This is a genomic window from Paenibacillus sp. FSL H7-0326 (assembly GCF_001955535.1).
GTDB classification, from domain to species: domain Bacteria; phylum Bacillota; class Bacilli; order Paenibacillales; family Paenibacillaceae; genus Paenibacillus; species Paenibacillus shunpengii.
The window spans coordinates 159,898-182,199 of the sequence record NZ_MPVN01000004.1; the positions used below are offsets into that span (position 1 = coordinate 159,898).

The 22,302-nt window shown below is 47.8% G+C and carries 21 protein-coding genes; 13 read left to right on the forward strand and 8 right to left on the reverse strand.

Translation table 11 applies throughout. The features are described 5' to 3' along the window. Positions 1-12: 12 nt before the first annotated feature. Both BK126_RS19640 and BK126_RS19645 read right to left on the reverse strand, forming a co-directional pair. Positions 13-1,017, reverse strand: a complete 1,005-nt coding sequence (locus BK126_RS19640) for a sensor histidine kinase (RefSeq protein ID WP_076314251.1) — start codon at positions 1,015-1,017, stop codon at positions 13-15. Next, positions 1,014-1,703, reverse strand: coding sequence for a response regulator transcription factor (locus BK126_RS19645; RefSeq protein ID WP_076314252.1), 690 nt, complete (start codon positions 1,701-1,703; stop codon positions 1,014-1,016). The genes BK126_RS19640 and BK126_RS19645 overlap by 4 nt, the downstream gene beginning before the upstream one ends. Before the next feature lie 181 nt (positions 1,704-1,884). On the opposite strand from BK126_RS19645, the gene BK126_RS29960 reads away from it, so the two are divergent. Next, positions 1,885-2,013, forward strand: coding sequence for a hypothetical protein (locus BK126_RS29960; protein ID WP_256702945.1), 129 nt, complete (start codon positions 1,885-1,887; stop codon positions 2,011-2,013). Positions 2,014-2,091: 78 nt separating this feature from the next. Here the strand turns inward: BK126_RS29960 and BK126_RS19650 are convergent, their stop codons facing one another. Beyond that, complete coding sequence (locus BK126_RS19650) at positions 2,092-3,531, reverse strand: multicopper oxidase domain-containing protein (RefSeq protein WP_076314253.1); 1,440 nt, start codon at positions 3,529-3,531, stop codon at positions 2,092-2,094. 133 nt (positions 3,532-3,664) lie between these two features. On the opposite strand from BK126_RS19650, the gene BK126_RS19655 reads away from it, so the two are divergent. Continuing rightward, complete coding sequence (locus BK126_RS19655; RefSeq protein ID WP_076314254.1) at positions 3,665-5,038, forward strand: leucine-rich repeat domain-containing protein; 1,374 nt, start codon at positions 3,665-3,667, stop codon at positions 5,036-5,038. Positions 5,039-5,115: 77 nt separating this feature from the next. Here BK126_RS19655 and BK126_RS19660 read toward each other — a convergent pair whose 3' ends face one another. After that, on the reverse strand, positions 5,116-5,703 hold the full coding sequence (locus BK126_RS19660) for a hypothetical protein (protein ID WP_076314255.1): 588 nt from the start codon (positions 5,701-5,703) through the stop codon (positions 5,116-5,118). 321 nt (positions 5,704-6,024) lie between these two features. Between BK126_RS19660 and BK126_RS19665 the strand changes: the two genes are divergently transcribed. From BK126_RS19665 to BK126_RS19695, 7 genes are all read left to right on the forward strand, one after another. Further along, entirely contained in the window at positions 6,025-7,488 is a 1,464-nt protein-coding gene (locus BK126_RS19665) for a copper amine oxidase N-terminal domain-containing protein (protein ID WP_076314256.1), read from the forward strand. Between the two features lie 199 nt (positions 7,489-7,687). Continuing rightward, a complete protein-coding gene (locus BK126_RS19670) occupies positions 7,688-8,524 on the forward strand; it encodes an alpha/beta hydrolase (RefSeq protein WP_256702946.1) in 837 nt (278 codons plus the stop codon). Between the two features lie 172 nt (positions 8,525-8,696). Next, positions 8,697-9,572, forward strand: a complete 876-nt coding sequence (locus BK126_RS19675; protein ID WP_076314258.1) for a helix-turn-helix domain-containing protein — start codon at positions 8,697-8,699, stop codon at positions 9,570-9,572. 136 nt (positions 9,573-9,708) lie between these two features. Continuing rightward, a complete protein-coding gene (locus tag BK126_RS19680; protein WP_076314259.1) occupies positions 9,709-10,737 on the forward strand; it encodes an ABC transporter substrate-binding protein in 1,029 nt (342 codons plus the stop codon). Between the two features lie 18 nt (positions 10,738-10,755). Next, entirely contained in the window at positions 10,756-11,766 is a 1,011-nt protein-coding gene (locus BK126_RS19685) for a FecCD family ABC transporter permease (RefSeq protein WP_076314260.1), read from the forward strand. Further along, positions 11,759-12,781 (forward strand): FecCD family ABC transporter permease, encoded by a 1,023-nt coding sequence (locus BK126_RS19690; protein ID WP_076314261.1) that lies wholly within the window; start codon positions 11,759-11,761, stop codon positions 12,779-12,781. Before BK126_RS19685 ends, BK126_RS19690 begins: the two co-directional genes overlap by 8 nt. A 192-nt stretch (positions 12,782-12,973) precedes the next feature. After that, on the forward strand, positions 12,974-13,369 hold the full coding sequence (locus BK126_RS19695) for a rhodanese-like domain-containing protein (RefSeq protein WP_076314262.1): 396 nt from the start codon (positions 12,974-12,976) through the stop codon (positions 13,367-13,369). A gap of 99 nt (positions 13,370-13,468) precedes the next feature. Here the strand turns inward: BK126_RS19695 and BK126_RS19700 are convergent, their stop codons facing one another. Further along, positions 13,469-13,849, reverse strand: coding sequence for a winged helix-turn-helix transcriptional regulator (locus BK126_RS19700; protein WP_076314263.1), 381 nt, complete (start codon positions 13,847-13,849; stop codon positions 13,469-13,471). A 133-nt stretch (positions 13,850-13,982) separates the two neighbouring features. On the opposite strand from BK126_RS19700, the gene BK126_RS19705 reads away from it, so the two are divergent. The 3 genes from BK126_RS19705 (at position 13,983) to rlmN (ending at position 17,442) form a co-directional block, all read left to right on the forward strand. Further along, entirely contained in the window at positions 13,983-15,188 is a 1,206-nt protein-coding gene (locus BK126_RS19705) for an MFS transporter (RefSeq protein ID WP_076314264.1), read from the forward strand. A gap of 29 nt (positions 15,189-15,217) precedes the next feature. After that, complete coding sequence (locus BK126_RS19710) at positions 15,218-16,066, forward strand: aldo/keto reductase (protein WP_076314265.1); 849 nt, start codon at positions 15,218-15,220, stop codon at positions 16,064-16,066. 287 nt (positions 16,067-16,353) lie between these two features. Then, positions 16,354-17,442, forward strand: coding sequence for a dual-specificity RNA methyltransferase RlmN (gene rlmN, locus BK126_RS19715; protein ID WP_076314266.1), 1,089 nt, complete (start codon positions 16,354-16,356; stop codon positions 17,440-17,442). A 113-nt stretch (positions 17,443-17,555) separates the two neighbouring features. Here rlmN and BK126_RS19720 read toward each other — a convergent pair whose 3' ends face one another. Together BK126_RS19720 and BK126_RS19725 are read right to left on the reverse strand one after the other, a co-directional pair. Further along, the gene (locus tag BK126_RS19720; protein ID WP_076314267.1) at positions 17,556-17,762 is read right to left on the reverse strand and encodes a hypothetical protein; all 207 of its coding nucleotides are present in this window, start codon (positions 17,760-17,762) and stop codon (positions 17,556-17,558) included. Between the two features lie 248 nt (positions 17,763-18,010). Then, positions 18,011-19,501, reverse strand: a complete 1,491-nt coding sequence (locus BK126_RS19725; protein WP_076314268.1) for a peptide MFS transporter — start codon at positions 19,499-19,501, stop codon at positions 18,011-18,013. 479 nt (positions 19,502-19,980) lie between these two features. On the opposite strand from BK126_RS19725, the gene BK126_RS19730 reads away from it, so the two are divergent. Next, positions 19,981-20,889 (forward strand): helix-turn-helix transcriptional regulator, encoded by a 909-nt coding sequence (locus tag BK126_RS19730; protein WP_076314269.1) that lies wholly within the window; start codon positions 19,981-19,983, stop codon positions 20,887-20,889. 99 nt (positions 20,890-20,988) lie between these two features. Here the strand turns inward: BK126_RS19730 and BK126_RS19735 are convergent, their stop codons facing one another. Further along, complete coding sequence (locus BK126_RS19735) at positions 20,989-22,185, reverse strand: M20 family metallopeptidase (RefSeq protein ID WP_076314270.1); 1,197 nt, start codon at positions 22,183-22,185, stop codon at positions 20,989-20,991. Positions 22,186-22,302 lie beyond the last annotated feature (117 nt).

Consider the following 22,302-nt stretch of genomic DNA (forward strand, 5'->3'; position numbering starts at 1 on the left):
GTGACAATGTTGTCACATGCCTGCAAGGTGATCGAAATCATTAGGAACAGGAAAGGTAAGATAGAAGGCCGTGCCATGCCCTACAGAAGACTGAACCTCTATATGAATTCGAAGCGAATCAGCCGATTTCTGTGCCAAATACAGCCCCATTCCCGTAGCCGCGCTCTCCTGATGCCGGGTCGTTGAGGTGAAACCCCGATCGAAAATGCGGGGCAGATCCTTCGGATCAATGCCGCGGCCAAAATCCTGAATGGTCAGAATAACATGTCCATTCTCTTGCCGGCTCTCTACGATAATATCCGAAGCCTCACTGTATTTGACGGCATTGGTCAGGAGCTGACGAAGGATGAAGCCGAGCCATTTCGCATCCGTGAGCACCTGAGGCGCTTCCAGCGATACGTCAAAGCCGATTCCTTTTTGGATACACCAAGATTTCAAGTCCCGAATCTCCTTGTAGATGATCGGCTCAAGCGAGGTCTCCTCAATATACAGATCATTCTCGATAAAAGGAATCCGCTTCTGGTGCAGCTGCTGATCCAGCAGATGGTGAATCCGCAGCCATTCGAACTGCAGCTGGTTCTTGAGCGTATCATCAGGCAGCCGGTCGATCATGAGCCTCATTGCCGTCAGGGGTGTCTTGACTTCGTGAATCCACGAGAGCAGTTCATCCTTCTCCTGCTCAAGGAGCAGAAGACGGCCGGAAGCTTCTTGTTTATAGTGCTGGGTCTGTAATGTCACTGCTTCCTCCACAATTTGCTCGAAGGGGCTCTCGGCATTCTTGAAGGCTGTAAGATCATAGGTGTGATTCCAGGCCTTCAACTGTTTGAAGAACTTGGTTTCCTTATGATACCGAATAAAGAGGAACAAAATACAGAGCATGGAGGACAGCAGTGTAATATACAAAATCGGCAGCAGTGGAACAGAGGCATCGATATAGGCGACGAACAGTGTCAGCAGCTGTAGGACGAGAATCAGCAGCAGCCAGCTGCGCCGTTCAATAAGAAACCCCCGAATCATGGGGCAGCCTCTTCCGTAGCCATGTAACCCTGTCCAACCTTGGTTTCGATATAAGCCCCAAGGCCGATGGTTTCGAGCTTCTTGCGCAGGCGGTTCACATTGACGGTGAGCGTGTTGTCGCTCACAAAATGCTCGTTGTCCCACAGGCTCTTGATCAGATCCTCTCGGCTGATGATTTGGTTCTTCTGCTCAATCAGCATCTTGAGGATGAACATCTCATTTTTCGTCAGCTCTGCCGTACCTTGATCATTAGAAATCGTGTTCTTCACATATTCTACGGTAGCTCCCCTCCAGGTCTTGAGCTGAGTCGGTTCTGTATTGTAATTGTAGACACGGCGGAGCGTAGCCTGGATCTTCGCGATAAGGACATCGAAATGGAACGGCTTCTGAATAAAGTCGTCAGCACCGAGCTGCATAGACATCACCATATCCGTCGGATGATCACGGGAGGACAGAAAGATGATGGGAACGTTGGAGTGGGACCGAATCATGCGGCACCAATGAAACCCGTCGAACTTGGGAAGCTGGATGTCGATGATGACTAGATCGGGCTGGATTTCTGCAAACTCCTGCATGACCTTATCAAAGTTTTGTACACCGTATGTATCATAAGACCACTGCGATAAACGATCTTTTATCTCCTGAAACAAGGTCAGATCATCCTCGATGAGCATGATTGTGAACATATGACAAGTCACCACGTTTCTCTATAGATTACTATAGCCAGTGTATCGGAAATTGTTTGCTGATTAAAGTGAGGGCCTTTTTGATGAAGCATACTCAAATTGAATCGGGTACCAGGTTCAATTTGCTGTAACGGGTTAATAATGAGCATACGTACTACTTTACAGAAAAGAGGGCTGCATCATGGTAAACAAAGATACACAAAACAATGAAGAAGATAAAGCGATCCGTGATGATGAACCGGACCAATTTGAGCAAACCGGCGGGAAGGCTGGCGCGGACGAAGAGAAGTCTGAGCAAAGCAACGCGTAAGTTAAGTGCCAAACACCAAACACCCTTTCGTGTATAAGACGAGAGGGTGTTTTTTGATGAAGTGAGTCAGCCTTATGCTTACTCCACAATAACACTGGCTTCCATACTCGGGTGGGTAGCACAGTAGTAGTTGTAAACGCCTTTTTCATGGAAGGTATAGCTGAACTCCTCCCCAGGTGCGAGGTGACGGCTGTCAAAGGTGCCTCCTATATCCGTCACCGTATGAAAGACAGGGTCCTGGTTCTCCCAGGTGACGGTTGTTCCGGCTTTGATTCGGAGCTCTTTCACGGAATATTTCATGTGGCTGATTGCTACCATAGCTCCTTCCCGGGACTCTTCCAAGGGGGAGACAGGGTTTGCAGCGGCTCCTGCTCCTGTTATGCTGCTAGGGTGTTCATTCTCGTTTTGCTCCTCAAGTTCACCATTCTTCCCATGCCCTTCATGTCCTGGCGCCGGTCCTTGATCACCGATCATGACCATCGTATGCATACCGCCGGGATAGACTCCATTGTTCGTATTGTCAACGATGTTATGGCTGTGGAAGGGGTAGGCTCCTTCCTGGGTGAATGTGATTAACAGGTCGTAGCGCTCGCCGGGCCCGATATTTACCGTGTCCTTCTCAAGCGGGGCAGGCAGCGGCCTGCCGTCAGATGCGATCACCTGAAAATGATGTCCATGCAGATGCATGGCATGAGGCCGGTATCCCGAGTTGATGATGCGGACGAGTACCTTCTCCCCGAGCTTGCCTGTGATCAGCGTACCTGGGTCTTTCTCCGTATCAGGATAGGCCTTGCCGTTGATTGTAAAATAGGTAGGCTTGAAGTCAGTACGATCATACTTCTTGCCCTCCTGCACGGCCTTGTGCCATACCGGATCAATCTCGTTCAGTACGAAAGTATATTCTTTATCGTATTTCGGACCACTGGTCCAAGCCTCATTAGCTCCGTCCTTTGCTTTGACAATAAAAGCCCCGGTCATTCCCATCTGCAGATGCTCAATCGTATCGACATGACAGTGATAGAAATAGGTTCCTGCATGATCGGCCTTGAATCTATAGGTATAGCTGTCTCCCACAAGCAAATCCTTGGAGGTGTGCGGCACACCGTCGTTTGCCTGATCCGTATCGAGCCCATGAAAATGAATCGTATGCCCGACCTGCTTAATCCCCTTCTGGGAGGTACCCAGATTGGTCAAGGTCACCTCTACCTGATCTCCTTCATTAACGGTGAGAGTAGGGGCAGGATATCCGGCAGTCCCCTTTGCTTGTTGCTCACTATATCCCCACACATATACAGATGTCTCATCAGGGAGCTTGAGAGTGCCGTCCGTGGCATAGAGGTGAAAACGTTTGGTCTCCGGAAGAGACGTATTCATCTCGCTCGGACGTTGGAAAGCGGCGGCAGCAGAAGAACTAGGCTCCAATCCGGTCATTATATTTATCATCGAAAATAAAACCATAACAATGAGCAGGATAGTGCCTGTACGGAACAGAAGTGCTTTATTGGATGAATTTATCATATATTGTTCCTTTCCCCTTGAAATTGGGTATATGTAACAGAGATAATAAATCGAAACATTTGATCACAAGAAACGTCCATATATTTAGGATTCTGGCTTTCAGTTTAAGCAAACAGGGGGAGGAATATGCGTAGTGAGGAAATACATATCCAGCATACTTATTTTCTTAATCATCAGTATAAGTGTTGTCGGACAATCCTCCTTAGCCGCAGCGTACACCGAAGAGATATTTATTGAAGATGAGGCACTGTCCTATGGACTGAAGTCAATACTTAATAAGCCGGTTGACGAGCCGCTCACGACAGAAGATTTGGCTTCCTTGACGGTCGTTGATCTGCGGAGCTTGGGAATTAAGAGTCTGGCTGGACTGGAGCACGCGGTAAATATGACCCATCTGAGGCTCTCTGGCAATGAAATATCGGATCTTGCACCTATAAGTGGAATAAAGACTTTGCGGGAAGTCGATGTAAGGAGTAACTATATTACTTCAATAGAGGAGTTAGCAGCACTTACGGATTTAGGAAGACTGTACATAAGCAATAATGGAGTTGCATCCATTGAGGTCGTCAGAAACTTTCCTCGGCTACATACGCTTCTGATCAGCGGCAATCCGGTAGATCGTCTGGATGCACTGGAAGAAGCCAAGGCATTAAGCTGGCTGGAAGCGACCGACAATGGAATTACAGATATTTCGGTGCTGGCTGAGCTTCCGGCCCTTCGGTATATTCAGCTGGACAATAATGAGATCGAGGATTTGTCCCCTCTTGAGCATTTGACAGAGACCCTTGAGGGAATCAGTATGAATAATAATGAAGTCACCGATTTAACACCACTTGCGAGCCTGACGAACTTAAGATCCATCCAGCTGGCCAATAACCAGATCTATGATCTGGCACCACTGGCAGATTTGGCAGAGCTCAGCGAGCTGCAGCTGTCAGGCAATCGAATATGGGATATTTCGCCCCTTGCAGATCATGACTTTATCTATTATCCGGCAAACCAGGTTGGAAACGTGCTGGAATACTATTCTTTGGGGCTCGCTGACAACTATCTGGACTTAAGCGAAGGAAGCGATACATTAGATATTTTTGAGAAAATAACGGCGAATGACAAAGACAAACGATCCCAAGGCGAGCTGCAGCGCTTAATCATTGGATCAAGCACAGCCTATGCCGGCAGCATGGAATTTTCTTTGGAAAGTGCCCCGTATATAAGCGATAACCGCACCTATGTACCGCTTCGGTTTGCAGCAGAACAGCTGGGGGCAGTTGTTGAGTGGAATCAAGATCTTAGAGAAGCGACGATCCAGGCTGGAGACACAACGATTCGCTGGGCAGAGGGAAGCAGGCAGGTGGATGTGAATGGCAGGATTGAACGGTATGATGTCCCGCTCATGCAGCAGCATGGCCGTTTGTTCGTTCCTGTCCGCTTCATATCCGAACAGCTGAATGCGGATACGGCCTTTATCAACGAAACGAAGACAGCCCTCATTTTCAATAAGGAATAAATCCATCCATTTCATTCTTTTGTTGTGAACCCTCATCTTGCTGATGGGGGTTTGCTTGTTCGCATTGGATCTACTTTCTAGTCCATGGTAGCGATGATCCACCTGTCCTCTTCTGTCCCCTTCTCCGGAATCAATGTATATTCAAAAGATCCATAGGTGACTTCTTCTTTCATCTGAATGGCATAGCTTACTGCAATTTGGATTCTTTTCTCCTTCTCCAAATAAGTGATTGAATCAACAGATTGGAACTCAATCGCTTCTCCATCCGTGTGCAGATAGGCTAATAAATTCAGATTTTGTTCCACTACATCCTCGGACATTCCTTCTGAGAAGCCTTCTGAATCATTGCTGACGATCGCTTCCATATTGCGCTGGATGGTCTCCGCCATGTCCAATGTAAAAAAATCCTGTACATAACCTGCCATATCTATAGAGACACCTTCTTGAAATTTAGTGGGATCAGAGGGGGCGGACCTTTCAAATATAATCGTTTGTTCTTCAGCCTCCGGCTGCTCTGCTGGAACAGTTTTTGGCGCTGTTTCTGTCGCATTAACAGGGTCGGGAAGATCAGGAGTCGAAGTCTCCGTCTCTGCTTGACTACATCCAGTGATCCATAGTAACACTGCGGCGCTTGCTGCATAGAGGATAATTCGGCTTTTTTTCATCTGTATAACGACTCCTTTTGATTTAATTAATACTTCTACTGACGCCGGCGTTCTACATAAAGTTGCAATAGAATCTTTATTACATCATGCCGAAAATATTAATATTTTCATGAAAAACAGAGGAATATGATAGATTGTCGACTATTGTCATCATTTCTCAACAATTGATACACAAGGATATATAGGCATTTTTTTAAAAAAATAGGTTTACATATTTTCCCTCTAAATATAGTATGAAGGAGTACGTCCATAACGTTTAAGGGGGAGAGCAATATTATTAATCGTAAATCGTTTAAGTGGCTCGCCGCGCCACTCATTTTCATGCTGGTCGTATTGACAGGCTGTCAGTCAGTAGGTGGATTTGATGTCAATTCAGCCATACTAGGAAGCAAGGAAAAATTATATCAGCCGATGGAATCCCGTCAGACACTCGATCTGGAAGTTACACCGTCTGCGAATGCAACTGCGGAAGATAAGGAAATGATAGACCTATTGAACTCCATTTCCGTACATATTGACAGTGCCAAATCGGAAGATATGGATCATGCTTCGGTTACAGGCTCTGTATACTATTCGGATAATGAAATTCCATTCCTCTTCAGCATGGATAAAGCCGGGTTTGCTCTTGATATTGAGGGTGCAGAGAAGCCGGTCTACTTCTCGCTTGGGGAAGAGATAGAAACACCAGAGATGACAGAATATTATGAGCAGGTAGAGGATGTAACCTGGGAATTGGCGAGCTTCTTGGTGAAGCATTTGCCTAATCCAGACACCATCTCGGTTGCAAAGGCACAAGAGACAGTTAATGGAGAGCAGCTTGACCTCACTCAGCTTCATGTGGAACTCAGCGGTACAGAGATGGTCGAGCTTATCCGTCCGTTCCTGACTTCTATTGCTGAGGATGAAGAAGGCTTGAAGCAGCTCATTGGCAATCTCTACGATGCCATCTCAGTTATGTTTGTTGCGATCGAAGCGGAAGATGAGTCACTGGAAGGAGCTTCGGAGTTCCTGTCTCCGGAATCCAAGGATACGACGGTAGCGATGATTCATGGCGCGATCACGGGTTATCTGGATGAGTTCCTTTTGGATTATGATCAAGAAGTTGAGAAATTGTTCAATGAAACACCAGAGCTGAAGACCGTATTTGGCGATGATACGAATCTTACAGTAGATTATTATTTCGACAGCGAGCTGAATGCCCGCAAATCAGATATGGAGCTGAAGGTAGCCATTCCCGAATCGGATGAACTGCCTGTCAGTGAAATCAAGCTTGTAAATACCTCTGAGATCTGGAACTACGGAACAGAAGTCAAGGCAGATCAGGTCGATACTTCGAGTGGCGTTCTTGATGTGATGTACGGTGAAGCAACGACAGGCGAAATTCTTCGTAATTTTGAAGGATCCGCACCAGTGCATGAGCTGCTGCTGAACTCCGGTATGACCAGCATGTACACTTATCTTGATCCGGAAGACGAGTACTACGGATTGGTGAATCACGACGGTACTGGATTTGTAGCCCTTCGTTATTTTGCAGACCAGTTTGAAGCGGATGTGAAATGGACCAAAGGCTCGAATCAGATTGTGGTGACGAATGACCTGACACTGGAACAGTCCACTTATACGCTGGGCTCTAAACAAGCTGTCGTCAATGGAGAGAAGGTAACCTTGCCTTCTGCACCTTATACGGAGCATGGGATGGTCTATGTTCCACTGCGTTCCATTGCAGAAGCACTGGATGCAACGGTTACGTTTGAAGACGGCTGGTATGCCGTAGAGCGCATGTAATAGCACGACACTGTAACATGAGCACTGAGCTGTTCAATGCTGCCGATGGCGGTATTGAACAGCTTTTTTTGTAGCTGCTGTACGGTCGGCAAAATAGAGGCCAGAGATTGAGACAGTGAGGATCGGAGACGGAATAAGTCCATGTTTTGTCGGGGGCGAATACTCTATAATGGCTAGGCAAGTAGGGAGGAGGAGAGGTATGGCAACAACTTCAGCGAAGCAGGTCACACTTTCTGCAACGAAAGAATGGATCATGCGATCCCGATTTAACGGACATGACTATCGAATTTGTGTGTATTGTCCAGTAGAGGAGCCTCCAGCAGAAGGCTTTCCTATCATTTATACCCTTGATGGCAATGCGACCTTTGCAATGACAACGGAAATGATTCGAATTCAATCGGTGAGACGGGAGAAGACGGGGGTCGTTCCAGCGATTGTGGTCGGTATTGGCTATGATCTGGATGCGCCGTTTCCGCCGCGCAGACACTATGATCTGACGATGCCGGCTAACGAAGCAGAGCTGCCTGTAATGCCAGGAGGAAGAGAACGCCCGGAGCAGGGCGGAGCTAAGGAATTTATGTCCTTTATTGAAGAACAGCTCAAACCGAATATAGAGCAGCATTATTCGGTGAATGCAAGCAAACAAATGATCATCGGACATTCACTCGGAGGCTTGTTCGTGCTGCAAATGCTGTTTGCGAGACCGGGTACTTTTCATACCTACATTGCCGGAAGTCCTTCTATTCATTGGAATGGATCTTATCTTGCGCAGCAGGAGGAGGCTTGGACGAAGGCGTTGACATCCGGAGAGCTTGCATCACTGAAGGTTCGGGTTCTGGTGGCTGTAGGCGAGCGGGAGGGAAACTTTAAGATCCCGATGATTGAGAATGCCAAGAAGCAGGCAGAACGGCTCTCCGCTCTATCCGAATATGGCGTACACGCTGTATTCAAGGAATTCGAGGACGAGAATCACAGCTCCATTCTGCCTGTACTGATTAATCGGGCTTTACGATTTGCGGACTGGGCGAGCAAATAACGGACAACAAGACAACTTTTCTCAGGAGTGCTTTTTGAGGAAGCTGTCTTTTTTTCTGCGGATGAAAATGAATTTTCGTTTATTTCAAAAAAAATCACTGCAAAGTCGTGAAATTTGATATACTCTTTATGATATTGATAATCATTATCATTAATGAGGTGGTGATTCCAACATGTATGAATGGAAGATGGATAGCGCAGATCATGAATTGGCAAGCAAGACGCTTGATTATTCATCGGTAAGACTGCGTGATATTGCAAGAGTCAGTACCAAATCAAGGTGGTCCCTTCCGAGAACCCGTACAGCATCACGCAGACTGCTTGTGATCACGGATGGAAAGGGCTCCCTTACGATGAACAACTGTTCATATCAAGTAGAGAAGCCCTGCGTGTATTCCTGTGTGCCGGAAGCGAGTATTGAAATGACATGCAACTGCGGCCGGGATCTCGATTTAATGATTATAGAGTATGATATCTACCAGGAACAGGGTAACAAGGGTCCGCTTGTCGTTGTTGATGATTACATTATGGAACCAGGCAGTGAGCTGCTCAGTCAAGAGGCAAGCTGGTTCACAGGGATGTGTCAGTCCATATATGGTCATTGGCACAGCGGTGAGGGACTTGGACGCTACCGCAGCCAGATTATTTTTCAAGAATTTCTGTACTGGGTTGCAAAGAGCCGTACGGCTGAGGTGCAGGACTCGAACTCAACGCTTCAGAAGACAAAAGAGTATATTGATCAGCATTATGATGAGAATCTGACACTGGAGCGGCTAGGACGGATGGCGGGACTCAGCTTGAAATATTACAGTGAACTGTTTAAGAAGCAATATGGAGTGAGTGTAACCGAATATATTGCAACGACGCGGATGGAGCATGCCAAACAGCTCATGATGGATTCAGAGCTCAAGCTGCGGGATATTGCCCACTTGGTCGGGTACCCGGATGAATTCTATTTCAGCCGTAAATTTAAAAAAATGATGGGCGTTTCCCCATCTGAATATAAGAAGCAGCAGGAGTTAACCTTCTTAGGCAGCCGTTTTTCCTAAGTATTGGTAAAAAACATGGAATTCGTCCATACCTTTACCGGAAAATATCCATGGATACCTTTTCAAAACTCTTATAATATTCAATAATGATAATCATTATCAATTATGGAGATATAAGAGAGGGGTTCCTATTTTCATGAAAAAGATTTCCTTTTATGCCATGCTCGTTCTGATGCTGGTCATGCTGGCAGCATGCGGACAAGCAAGCGACACAAACGAGACCGCAAGCGGCACATCAGAGACAACTCCAGCTGCTTCTGAGCAGCCTGCCGAAACGGATACTACAGAAACCGATACAACAGAAACAGACAGTACAGAAGGCGAGACACGTACGGTTACATATCTGGGAGAAGAGTATACTCTTCCAGCAAATGTGGAGAAGATCGTCGTAACGGGCGCTATGGAGGCGATGGAGGACGCTCTTGTACTTGATGTGCCGCTGACAGGTGCTATCGAAGTAGGCGGCGAGTTCCCTGAACGCTACGCTTCGATTACGGAAGGGGCAACCTCGATCGGAGCGAAGCAAGAGCCTAACTTCGAAACGATTCTTTCCTTGAAGCCAGACGTTATTCTGGGAACAACCAAATTCAAACCAGAGGTTGTAGAACAGCTGAAAAAGATCGCTCCACTTATTCAAGTGTCTCATATCTCAACGGATTGGGAAGCTAACCTGAACCTGATGGGTGAACTGTCCGGCAAACAGGATGAGGCAGCTAAAGTCATTGAAGATTACAAAGCAGAGGCAGAAGCAGCCAAAGCGGAGCTTGGTACGAAGCTTGAAGGTAAGAAGGTCATGGCGATCCGTATTCGTGGCGGAGAGATGTATGTTTACCCGCAGGACGTATTTTTTAACCCTGTGCTTTACACTGACCTAGGCTTGACTGTTCCAGATGCAGTAGCTGCAGCCAAAGCGCAGGAGCTGATTACGGTTGAGCAGTTTGCCGAGATTAATCCTGATTATGTCTTCCTGCAATTTGCAGATGCGGAGAACGCGGATAAACTTACTGCACTCGAAGACATCCAGAACAACCCGATTATTCAAAAAACAAATGCGTTCAAGGATGGACATGTATATACCAATATCATTGATCCATTGTCTGAAGGCGGACCTGCTTGGAGCAGAACAAACTTCCTGACAGCTGCTGTGGCAGAGCTGAAGAAGTAAACGAGCTTTCATTCATCCATGCTATCCAAAAGACGAGTACATCCGCTGCTCATATGCCTGGTCGCTCCGGTCATCATAGCTGTTACCATTCTCGTCTCGATACTATATGGTGCCAAGGATATTAACGCGTCTGAAGTATGGAATGCCTTATTCCAATTCGACTCGGACAGTATCGATCACCAGATTATACTAACCTCACGACTCCCTCGAGTCGTGGGGGCATTATTAATTGGTGCGTTTCTAGCTGTCTCCGGTGCGCTGATGCAGGGGATGACGAGAAACTATTTGGCTTCACCTTCCATAATGGGTGTATCGGACGGTTCCGTATTTGTAATCACGATCTGTATGATTCTGCTCCCTAACACATCCTCATTGGGATACATAGCTTACTCCTTGATCGGTTCTGCCATCGGTGCCGGCATCGTGTTCTCACTTGCATGGCTGCTGCCGAGGGGGATGACACCGGTCAGGATGGCCATTCTCGGAACGATCATCGGGACCTTCTTGAGTGGACTGTCCGAGGCGGCAGCTACTTATTTTCAGGTATCGCAGACGGTCAGCTTCTGGTACAATGCCAGACTCCATCAGATGGATCCTGAGCTGATCAAGCTCATTATTCCATTCGCGATTGCCGGCCTTGTGCTTGCCATGGGTCTGGCACGGTCCATTACGATTCTGTCGATGGGCGAGGAGATGGCTACCAGTCTTGGCCAACGGACCAAATGGGTCAAGGCATTGTCCATTCTCAGCGTAGTCATTCTGACAGGAATTTCGGTAGCGCTTGCGGGTAAGATCGGATTTGTCGGTCTTCTCATTCCGCACATTACCCGGTTTATTGTCGGTATTGATTATAAATGGGTCATCCCATGCTCTGCGTTAATCGGAGGCATATTCCTGGCTTGGTGTGATATTATGAGCCGGTTTATCAACGCTCCGTTTGAGACGCCGATTGGCGTTGTGACAGCCATATTTGGTGTACCATTCTTCCTCTACCTGATCAAGACCAGAGGAGGGAAGTCCAATGCCTAGAACCGCTCGTTTTAAGCGATGGACGGTTGTTACCGTTTCGCTATTCATTATCCTTACTGCTTCTTATATCAGTGTAACGAATGGCACCTTTGACATGACGGTAGCTGAGGTGATCAAGACACTGCTTCGGATTGATCCGACGCCAGAGCACGATCTGGTAATCTTTGATTTCAGGCTGCCCCGAATTGTCATTGCCATATTACTCGGACTGGGGCTTGGGGTAGCGGGTGCCGTTATTCAGGGTATCGTCCGTAATCCGCTTGCGGACCCCGGGATGTTAGGTATTAACGCAGGGGCTGGCTCAGCGGTCGTGCTGTTCATGTTCTTGTTCCAAGGAACAATTACAGGAGCGAGCTTTGGCTCTATTATGCTGATGCCCTTGTTCGGGCTCGTCGGCGGACTTATAGCGGCCGCTTTCATCCTGCTGTTTACGATGGACAAAGGAAGACTCGATTCGCAGCGGCTCATTTTGGTAGGGATCGCGGTATCGTCAGGGTTCGGTGCACTGACCTTGTATGTATCGCTCAAAATGAACCCAAGTGACTTCGAGATGGCCACAGTATGGCTGTCAGGCAGTATCTATAATGCGAACTGGCAGTTTATCCTTGCCATGCTGCCATGGCTGATCATATTAATCCCGCTGATCTGGAGTAAATCACTCGTGCTTGATGTCATGCAGCTTGAAGAACTCAGTGCCTTGGGAGCCGGTGTGCGTGTACACCGTGAACGCTTATGGCTGCTCCTGTTCAGTGTTGGCATTGTGAGTGCGTGTGTAGCGGTATCAGGAAGCGTGGGCTTTGTCGGACTGATTGCACCGCATATCGCCCGCAGGCTTGTCGGGATTAAGCACCGGCATGTTATTCCTGTATCCGGGCTTATAGGGATGGCAATGGTGGTCGTCGGCGATCTCATCGGCAAGTCCATCTTTGCACCGGCGGAGCTGCCGGTGGGTATCGTTATATCCATCATAGGGGTTCCTTACTTTGTGTACTTGCTATTCAAGACAAGAGTATAGCGAACAGCTAACAACTGAGGTATGTGTGAAATCAATTGGAAGGAAGGGACGGGGGTAGTGGAGGACTCCTGTCTCTTTTTTATAAGTCTATTTGAGCATTCATTTCGCATAATTGAATCGTGCATGATAGAATAAATAAGGCGCGAAGTTAAAACGTGCCAATCCCCATACGGAAAAAGGAGTGTATGACGAATGGCTTTGACATTTAAGAATATGATTGAAGAAGCATTGAAGCATGTATCCGGGATTAGCTCCCAGGAAGCGAAGCAGCAAATTGCTGACAAACCGAACACGCTAGTGATCGATGTACAGGATGCCGCTGATGCCGGTGCTTGCGGACTCATTCCGAGCAGTGTCAACATCTCTCTTGGCATGCTGCCGATTCGTGCAGATCTTGAGCTGCCAGCTGAGCTTCGTGACGAGCGTCTAGCTGATCGCAGCCGTCCTGTTCTTGTTACGTGCGGTGCAGGCGGACAAGCTACTCTAGGTGCTTATATCTTGCATCAGATGGGCTTCACTGACGTTCATTTTATTGACGGCGGTACAGCAGCGTGGAAACAAGCAGGCTTTGACGTAGAAGCACTGTAAGAGACCACAATAATATATTAGATATGCATAAGAACGCCGGGCACCCACTGCATAGTGGTTCCGGCGTTCTTTGTGCGTTCTGTTCTAATTGAGAATATTCTAAGTGACCGAATGCTCTTCCTTCTTGTTCAGAATGCTGTCCTCCAGCATATCGGTCAAACTGCCATGTTCCTTAATAATATGTTGTTCTCCCCAATTGCACATGGAGTCCAGAATCGGTTTGAGGCTCCAGCCATACTCGGTCAGCTCATATTCGACCCGTGGCGGGACCTCATTATAGCTGATTCGGTTTACGATTCCGTCCTCCTCAAGCTCGCGAAGCTGCTGGGTCAGCATTTTTTGCGTAATATTGGGCATGAGCCTGCGAAGATCACTGGTGCGCTTCCTGCCGTGAGTCAGGTGGCACAGAATGACGCTCTTCCACTTTCCACCGATGACCTCAAGTGTTGCTTCCACAGAGATGTTATATTTCTTGTTCATCTGCATCATCCCTTTCCAAAAGGCACTAAAAAGTACCTATAGTACTTTAAAGTACGTACTGTTCATTATAACTCATATGGATCATAATAGCTTTTGCCGGCCGGCGATTCTATCATACAGGAGCGAAAAGTCCATGTCATTCGAAAAAAAACGAAGCACCTTGGCGCTGTTAGCCCTGGCGATCAGTGCCTTTGCCATTGGAACAACCGAGTTTATTAGTGTAGGGTTGCTGCCCATGATTGCTGATGACCTGAATATATCCGTTACCACCGCAGGGCTGACGGTGACACTGTATGCGCTTGGAGTCACCTTCGGGGCACCGATTCTGACGTCACTTACGGCCCGTGTGCCGCGCAAAGCCTTGCTATTATCCATTATGATTCTATTTATTATTGCGAACAGTGTAGCCGCCATGGCGGACGGCATCGCAGTTCTGCTGACTGCCCGTGTTCTGTCTGCATTTACACATGGGGTCTTCATGTCGGTAGGCTCAACGATCGCGGCAGATCTCGTCACGGAAGATAAGCGGGCAAGTGCTATATCCGCCATGTTCACAGGTCTTACGGTAGCGACCGTAACGGGTGTGCCGCTGGGTACATTTATCGGAGGCCAGATCGGCTGGAGAGCGGCTTTTGTCACGATCATCATTATCGGTATTCTCGCATTCATCGCGAATGCCATCCTCGTTCCATCTGAGCTGCAAAAAGGCAAGACCGTGCGCTTTCGGGATCAGGGCAGGCTGCTTACGAACGGAAGACTATTGTTAATTCTAGCTATAACGGCACTCGGATACGGAGGAACGTTTGTTGTTTACACTTATTTATCCCCGTTGCTGCATGATATAACCGGATTTTCAGAAAATACGGTAGCGGCCATCCTGCTGCTATACGGAATCGCCATTGCCGTTGGTAATATCATTGGCGGCAAAGCGGCCGATCGAAACCCGCTCAAGTCGCTGCTCGTTATGTTTATTCTACAAGCTGTAGTGCTGCTCATGCTTGCTTTTACAGCACCGTTTAAGATTGTAGGGCTCATCACCATTTTTATGATGGGATTGTTTGCCTTTATGAACGTTCCCGGATTGCAAGTCTATGTGGTTATTCTGGCAGAGCGGTATGTGCCGGAGGCCAAGGATGTAGCTTCCTCACTGAACATCGCAGCCTTTAATGCAGGAATTGCGATCGGAGCTTATCTCGGCGGCGTGGTCAACGATTCCATCGGATTGATTCATACCCCTTGGGTTGGATCGCTGATGGTTCTGGGGGCAGTATTGCTCACCATATGGAGCTTAATACTGGAAAGAAAACAGATACCGGTTCACACGAGTCCGGCAGCCTGATCGATTAACAATAATGGAGGAATGTACAAATGACTACAGCAATGCATTTACAAGACACGGTTAAGCTGAATAACGGAGTGAACATGCCATGGTTTGGTCTTGGCGTATTTAAAGTGGAGGAGGGCGAGGAGCTCGTTCAAGCTGTGAAAAATGCAATAGCTCACGGCTACCGCAGCATCGATACAGCGAGCGTATATCAGAATGAGGCCGGCGTTGGACAGGCCATTCGTGAAGCTCTGCAGGAGAACGGACTCTCAAGAGAGGAGCTGTTCATCACTTCGAAGGTGTGGAACGCTGATCTGGGATATGAGGAGACGCTGGCTGCCTATGAGGCAAGTCTCAACAAGCTGGGACTGGAGTATCTGGATCTGTATCTTGTGCATTGGCCGGTGCCAGGCAAGTATAAAGAAGCGTGGAGAGCGCTTGAAACGCTGTACAAGGATGGAAGAGTGAGAGCGATTGGAGTGAGCAACTTCCAAATCCATCACCTGGAGGATCTGCTGGCGGATGCAGAAATCACGCCGGTCGTTAACCAAATTGAGCTTCATCCTTATTTGAGCCAAACCGAGCTGCGCGATTATGCGGTCAAGCATCATATTCAGATTGAAGCCTGGTCCCCGCTCATGCAAGGGCAGCTGCTGGATCAGCCGGTGCTGCAAGACATCGCAGAGCGTCATGGCCGTTCAGTGGCCCAAGTCATCTTGCGCTGGGATCTCCAGCATGGAATTGTCACGATTCCCAAATCCACAAAGGAGCACCGGATTATAGAGAACGCCACAGTATTTGACTTCACCCTATCGGATGAAGAGATGGCTAGAATAGATCAATTGAATCAAAATGACCGGGTGGGTCCAGATCCGGATCATATTGATTTTTAAAAATTTCGAGTTAAGGCGGTTCCTCATCTTATAGGGGGCCGTCTTTTTCAAGTTCCATGGATTAAGCCTTGTTTAAACGTGAAAAGTTTGGGACAATAATAGACGGATTACCGCATGATTATAGAGGTCAAATCCCGGTTGTTCGTCACTATGCTGATCGTTGTCTATACGACATTTTCAAATTCATCGTTTTATTGATTGTTTAAATATATTGAAGTATGAGGATTCTGCTCGTTTCATACAGAATGACGCACAATCCTGGTATGTGAAAAGAGGGCAAAAGATTCATGATTAAACCATCCATCTATGGATTAACACTTGATCAAATGGGAGCCTGGCTCGAAGAGAAGGGCCACAAGAAATCCCGGGCCACCCATGTATGGGAATGGCTCTACAGAAGACGGGTTACAGAATTTGACCAAATGGAAGAAGTCAATAAGGACTGCCTTCAGCTGCTGTCGGAACACTTCTCTATTCAAACGCTGACTGAGCATACGCGTCAGGAGTCCATCGACGGGACGATAAAATTTCTGTTCCGCTTGTCCGATGGCAACTTGATTGAAACCGTGCTTATGCGCCACAAATTTGGCTTGTCCGTCTGCGTAACAACGCAGGTTGGCTGTAACATTGGCTGCAGCTTCTGTGCGAGCGGATTGCTCAAGAAGAGCAGGGATCTGAGCAGCGGAGAGATTGTCGAGCAGATCATGAAGGTGCAGCTGCATCTCGATTCGATAGGTACGGGTGAGAGAGTGAGTCACATCGTCGTTATGGGGATCGGAGAACCGTTTGATAATTATAAAAACATGTCTGATTTCATTCGTGTCGTGAAGGATCACAAAGGGCTTGCGATCGGAGGACGCCACATCACCGTCTCAACCAGCGGACTGGCCGGCAAGATCAAGGAGTTCGCGGATTCGGACCTGAACGTTAACCTTGCGGTATCGCTGCATGCACCGAACAATGATCTAAGAACACGTATTATGAAGATTAACAAGGCCATCCCGATCGAGAAGCTGATGGACGCGCTTGAGTATTACTGGGATAAGACCAATCGCCGGATTACGGTGGAGTATATTTTGCTGAAGGATGTAAATGACCAGCCGGAGCATGCATTAGAGCTCGCAGAGCTGCTGAAGCATAGACGGAGCCTCGCGATCGTCAACCTCATCCCATACAACCCTGTAGATGAGCATAGCCAGTATCAGCGTAGCGAGAAGGACTCCATTACTTCCTTCTATGATACGCTCAAGAAGCAAAATATCAGCGTAAGTGTGCGGCTGGAGCACGGAACGGATATTGATGCGGCCTGCGGACAGCTGCGAAGCAAGCAGATCAAGAAGGACGTGGACGGCAGCCGGGAGAAGGTACTATCTTAATATATCAATGGTAAGGATGAGCCAGCCTGGCTCATCCTTTTTTTGACACGGGACAAAAAAAGGAAAGGGATTCCTCCCTTTCCTTCGGCATTTCGTATCTAATTAGGCACGGCCTAGCTTGAACTATATTTTCTGCTCTTGTAGTATGAGGAGCCGTTACGGTTGTGTCTGTGCTTGTAATCGGACGAGGAGCCTCTGCGTGAATAACGATGAGAGCTTGAAGAACGTTTACGGTATTTCCGGTCTGAGCTGCTGTATCGTTTGCGTCCCTGACTGTGCGAAGTGGAGTGAAGAACCTTGTCGATCAGTTTTCTAAGCATATATAAACACCTCTTTATTTCTTAGCGTATTCGCATCCTTATGGGATATGATGATTAATATAACCCACCGTAGCCTTCCCTTAAACAGAGCGAAATTGCTAAATATCATATTATTATAGGGCAGCAAGCTTAATGCATCCTTAAAACAATGTAATCGCAATGTAAAATTTAGTCTGCATCGGTTTGTACAAAAAAAGAGCTGTTTACGGTCCATTATGGATTGTAAACAGCTCTTTCCTGAATCATCGTTATCTAATACCCTTCATGGCACGCTGGATGATCGGAGAAATAGCGAACAGAATAATCGCGAGTACGATGGAGATCGCCCCGATGATACCGAAGTATGCCATTTCAGATTCAGGTGAGTACAGCTTAACGACCTGAGCATTAATCGCCTGAGCAGCCGCATTCGTCAAGAACCACAGACTCATCGTTTGAGCCGAGAAGGCTGCAGGCGCAAGCTTCGTTGTCGCGGACAGACCGACCGGTGACAGACACAGCTCACCGAGCACGACGATGAAGTAGCTGAGTACGAGCCACAGCGGATTAACCAGTGTATCGCTTCCGCCGAAGTAGGCTGGCAGCAGGATGACAAGGAACGATAGCCCTGCGAACAGAAGCCCGAGCGAGAACTTTTGCGGAATGGACGGCTGACGGTCTCCAAGCTTAACCCACAGCCAGGCAAATACCGGTGCCAGGATAATGATAAACAGCGGATTCGCGGATTGGAACCAGGCTGGTGCAATCGTGATGCCTGCGAATTCCAGCTGAGTTCGGTTATCTGCATAAGAAGCGAGAATCGTTGAACCTTGCTCCTGAATAGCCCAGAACATAACAGAGGCGATAAAGAGCGGGATGTACGCGAGTATACGCGAGCGCTCCACCTTGCTTGTTTTCGGACTGTTGTACATGACAACAAAGTAAGCGGCCGGAATCAGAATACCGAGAATCCCGACGATGAAAATAAAGGAGTCGAACGTAAGTAAGCCGGTCTGGGCACCTGCCACAGCGATAACAGCAACGACAATGATTCCGATTACGATCGAAGTGTACAGCTTTTTCTTCTTCTCAGGTGGAATTGGGTTAGCTACCACTGTACCCGCAAGACCGAGGTTCTTCTTCTTGGTCAGCATAAATACAACAAGACCCAGGAACATACCTACAGCTGCGACACCAAAACCAAGGTGATAGTTGTACTCACCCAGCGTACCTACGATCAGCGGAGCAAGGAAGCCCCCCAGGTTAATCCCCATATAAAAGATACTGAAACCGGCATCGCGGCGGTCGTCTTCCGTCGCATAAATATCGCCGACGACACTCGACACGTTGGGCTTCAATAATCCGGTACCGAGTACGATCAGTACCATGGAGCCAAAGAATGTGGCCACACTGCCTGGAATCGCAAGCAAGATATGACCGAACATGATAAGTATACCACCATAGAAGACGGCCTTGGACGTACCAAATACCCGGTCGGCTAACCAGCCGCCGATGATTCCGGACATGTATACGAGTGAACCGTAGATCGACATGATGGACAATGCCGTAGATTCGGCAATGCCGAGTCCACCGTTTGTCACCGTATCGTACATATAGTAGAGAAGGATCGCTCTCATTCCATAATAGGAAAAGCGTTCCCAGAACTCTGTAAAGAATAAGGTGAACAACCCTTTAGGATGTCCAAAAAAACCTTTCTGCGGGACACTGTCGACAATGTCCTTTTTCGTGATGTCTGACATGAAATAACCTCCTGTGCTTCTGCTAATCATACCGTTAGATGTTTTTACCTGTCAAAAACTTTGCAGGAGGTAATATTAAGCATCTGCCTGCCAAATTATCATGAACGAAGTAAAAAGGGCTGTGCACTTCCTGCAATGCCAAGTGTAAATTCAGCTAACGACGGTTTGTCTCCTATGTAAACGGGTAAGGTTTCCCTTCCGTTTATTGATACCCATGTGTAGTAAAAGTTGACAAAGCAATCCATCCCATTTCATATGGCAGTAAATATAGATTGCCTCCGTCAGGACAAAACAATACGGATGTATGAATTACTTGACTACTTTGTAACTGTAATACACAAAAGCTAAAATAGGATAAAAAAAGTCCATGTCATCCACAATCCGTTTATTATCATCAATAATACGGTTTGAGAGCATGAAACTGGGTCTCCTTCAAGGCCTGTTCTCTTCTGAAAATCAACAAAGGTGGAGGTATGCTGATGAATCGCAGAAGACTTGCCATCATGAGACTATTGAATTCTCGCAAGAAATATACGGCCCGTGAGCTTGCACAGCGGTTTGAGGTGTCCATTCGTACAATACAGCGGGATCTGACTGCCTTGCAGGAGTTAGGAATGCCTGTATATACCGAGGTTGGAGCCCATGGCGGGTATCAGGTCTTGCAAAATGGTATTTTACCACCTCTTCAGCTTCGTTTACAGGAAGCATATGGAATCTACTTGATGATGGAATGGCTGGAAAAGATTCAGGATATGCCTTACGGCGGTATCAGGGAGGCATTGTCAGAATATTATGCGAATGACCTTCCCCTTGAGGTTCAGGATCGAATCGACCGTACAAAAGAGCATATTATGTTTATCTCGTCCGTCAAGGCAAGACCAGCTCCATACACGACGGTGGTGCTGAACGCAGCGATAGATCGAAGAAAGCTGCAGTTTACTTACGCAGGAAAATCAGGCATGAAGGTTCATGACGCGTTCCCGCTGGGCCTGTACTACGAGCATGGCTTCTGGTATATGCCGGCACAGAAGGACGACGGGAGAACGCTGCTGTACAGGGTAGATCGGATGGATGCTGCCAAGATGCTGGAAGAGAGTAATGAAACGCTCCCTTCTTTGAAGGAGTGGCTTCATAGAGTGGAGCAGCCTCAAGGACATGCTGCGGTGGTCGTCTTTACGAATATTGGAGAGCGGCTGGCTGAGAATGATCCTATCTTTGCGGACTTGCACGAAGGGATCTGGAGAGGGAGGATTCCGGAATCGGAGCTCGCCTATACTGCGCGGCGATTGTTGTCCTATGGTCCCGAAGTGAAGGTGCTTGAGCCGGATGTACTCAAAGAACATGTTCGATTATTACTGATGCAAAGCTTGAAGCAATATGAAGAATAGCCGCTGATCGAAGCGGCTATTCTTCATTTCATAAATATATGGATAGAGCTTAAGGTGCTTCAATTCGATGGTTCCATGCAGAGAGGTTATCTGATCATATCAAGTCCATTTCAGCAGCTTCTCTGCTGTTCTGACAAAGACTTGAACTCCATAGGCCAGTGCTTCATCGTCTATATTAAAGCGTGCATGGTGGTGAGGATAGACGATGCCCTGCTCTTCATTACGAGAGCCTACTCTGAAGAATACACCAGGGGCTTCCTGCTGATATGCCGAGAAATCTTCTCCACCCATCGCAGGTCGAATCATAGCGATACGATCTTTACCGAACAGCTCTTCAGCTGCTGTGTGCACGACTTGAGTGACCTCCGTCTCATTCACGACAGGATGGTAGCCGTATTCATAGTCGAGTTCATACTCGGCATTATGAGCTTCAGTAATTCCGCGCAGTATGCGATGCATCAGCTCGGGAACCTCACGGCGCACTTCGGGAGTGAAGCTGCGAACTGTGCCAGCCAGTTCAGCAGAGCCGGGAATGACATTATAGGCGGTACCGCTAATAAACTTGGTGACGGAGACGACTAAATGATCGATCGGGTCTATGTTGCGGGATGCGATATGCTGTAGATTGGTCACAACCTGTGCTCCGACGGCAATCGGATCGACCGTCATATGAGGATAGGCAGCATGCCCGCCCTTGCCAGTGATCGTAAGACGGAAACTATCCGGCGAAGCCATGGCCGGGCCATAAATGATGCCAATCTGACCGGTAGGGAGACCTGCATCCAGATGGCTGCCAACGACGTAGTCTACACCTTCCATCACGCCGGCCTTGACCATCTCCTGGGCTCCCCCAGGCAGCAGCTCCTCCGCATGCTGAAACAGAAACCGGATCTCGCCATGCAGGGAATCCTTGCGCTCCGCGAGGATCTTGGCGACCCCGAGCAGCATGGCGGTATGTCCGTCATGTCCGCATGCGTGCATTACACCTTCATGAATCGAAGCAAAGGGGATATCATTCTCCTCCGTAATCGGCAGGGCATCCATATCAGCGCGCAGTGCCAGCACTTTGCCCGGATAAGGCCCCATTAATCTGGCCATGACGCTGGTAGGCGTGGGTCTGCTCAGTTCAAGACCCGGAAATTGGCTGAGTGTATCAAATATGAACTGTGAGGTGGCGAATTCTTCGAAAGACAGCTCCGGGTGCTGGTGCAAATGTCTTCTCCATGTAATAATCTGCTCCTCCAGCTCCCCCGAGAGAGTACTGGACGTACTGTGTGATACCGCATCAGTGGACATCTAAGCTCCTCCTCCATTTATCAAACGATATCTAAATACATTCGCGCTCTCTTCCCGCACACCTTCTTCACTTTAAATGTCAGGGATTTATCCAATCGCAATGTCATGTTTGGAGCT

Coding starts and splice junctions, on each gene's coding strand:
- BK126_RS19735 (WP_076314270.1), bottom strand. CDS start 22,185: ATGTCCACTGATGCGGTATCACACAGTACGTCCAGTACTCTCTCGGGG.
- BK126_RS19700 (WP_076314263.1), bottom strand. CDS start 13,849: ATGAACAAGAAATATAACATCTCTGTGGAAGCAACACTTGAGGTCATC.
- BK126_RS19640 (WP_076314251.1), bottom strand. CDS start 1,017: ATGATTCGGGGGTTTCTTATTGAACGGCGCAGCTGGCTGCTGCTGATT.
- BK126_RS19665 (WP_076314256.1), top strand. CDS start 6,025: ATGCTGGTCGTATTGACAGGCTGTCAGTCAGTAGGTGGATTTGATGTC.
- BK126_RS19670 (WP_256702946.1), top strand. CDS start 7,688: ATGGCAACAACTTCAGCGAAGCAGGTCACACTTTCTGCAACGAAAGAA.
- BK126_RS19680 (WP_076314259.1), top strand. CDS start 9,709: ATGAAAAAGATTTCCTTTTATGCCATGCTCGTTCTGATGCTGGTCATG.
- rlmN (WP_076314266.1), top strand. CDS start 16,354: ATGATTAAACCATCCATCTATGGATTAACACTTGATCAAATGGGAGCC.
- BK126_RS19730 (WP_076314269.1), top strand. CDS start 19,981: ATGAATCGCAGAAGACTTGCCATCATGAGACTATTGAATTCTCGCAAG.
- BK126_RS19685 (WP_076314260.1), top strand. CDS start 10,756: ATGCTATCCAAAAGACGAGTACATCCGCTGCTCATATGCCTGGTCGCT.
- BK126_RS19675 (WP_076314258.1), top strand. CDS start 8,697: ATGTATGAATGGAAGATGGATAGCGCAGATCATGAATTGGCAAGCAAG.
- BK126_RS19660 (WP_076314255.1), bottom strand. CDS start 5,703: ATGAAAAAAAGCCGAATTATCCTCTATGCAGCAAGCGCCGCAGTGTTA.
- BK126_RS19645 (WP_076314252.1), bottom strand. CDS start 1,703: ATGTTCACAATCATGCTCATCGAGGATGATCTGACCTTGTTTCAGGAG.
- BK126_RS19705 (WP_076314264.1), top strand. CDS start 13,983: ATGTCATTCGAAAAAAAACGAAGCACCTTGGCGCTGTTAGCCCTGGCG.
- BK126_RS19690 (WP_076314261.1), top strand. CDS start 11,759: ATGCCTAGAACCGCTCGTTTTAAGCGATGGACGGTTGTTACCGTTTCG.
- BK126_RS19725 (WP_076314268.1), bottom strand. CDS start 19,501: ATGTCAGACATCACGAAAAAGGACATTGTCGACAGTGTCCCGCAGAAA.
- BK126_RS19695 (WP_076314262.1), top strand. CDS start 12,974: ATGGCTTTGACATTTAAGAATATGATTGAAGAAGCATTGAAGCATGTA.
- BK126_RS29960 (WP_256702945.1), top strand. CDS start 1,885: ATGGTAAACAAAGATACACAAAACAATGAAGAAGATAAAGCGATCCGT.
- BK126_RS19710 (WP_076314265.1), top strand. CDS start 15,218: ATGACTACAGCAATGCATTTACAAGACACGGTTAAGCTGAATAACGGA.
- BK126_RS19650 (WP_076314253.1), bottom strand. CDS start 3,531: ATGATAAATTCATCCAATAAAGCACTTCTGTTCCGTACAGGCACTATC.
- BK126_RS19720 (WP_076314267.1), bottom strand. CDS start 17,762: ATGCTTAGAAAACTGATCGACAAGGTTCTTCACTCCACTTCGCACAGT.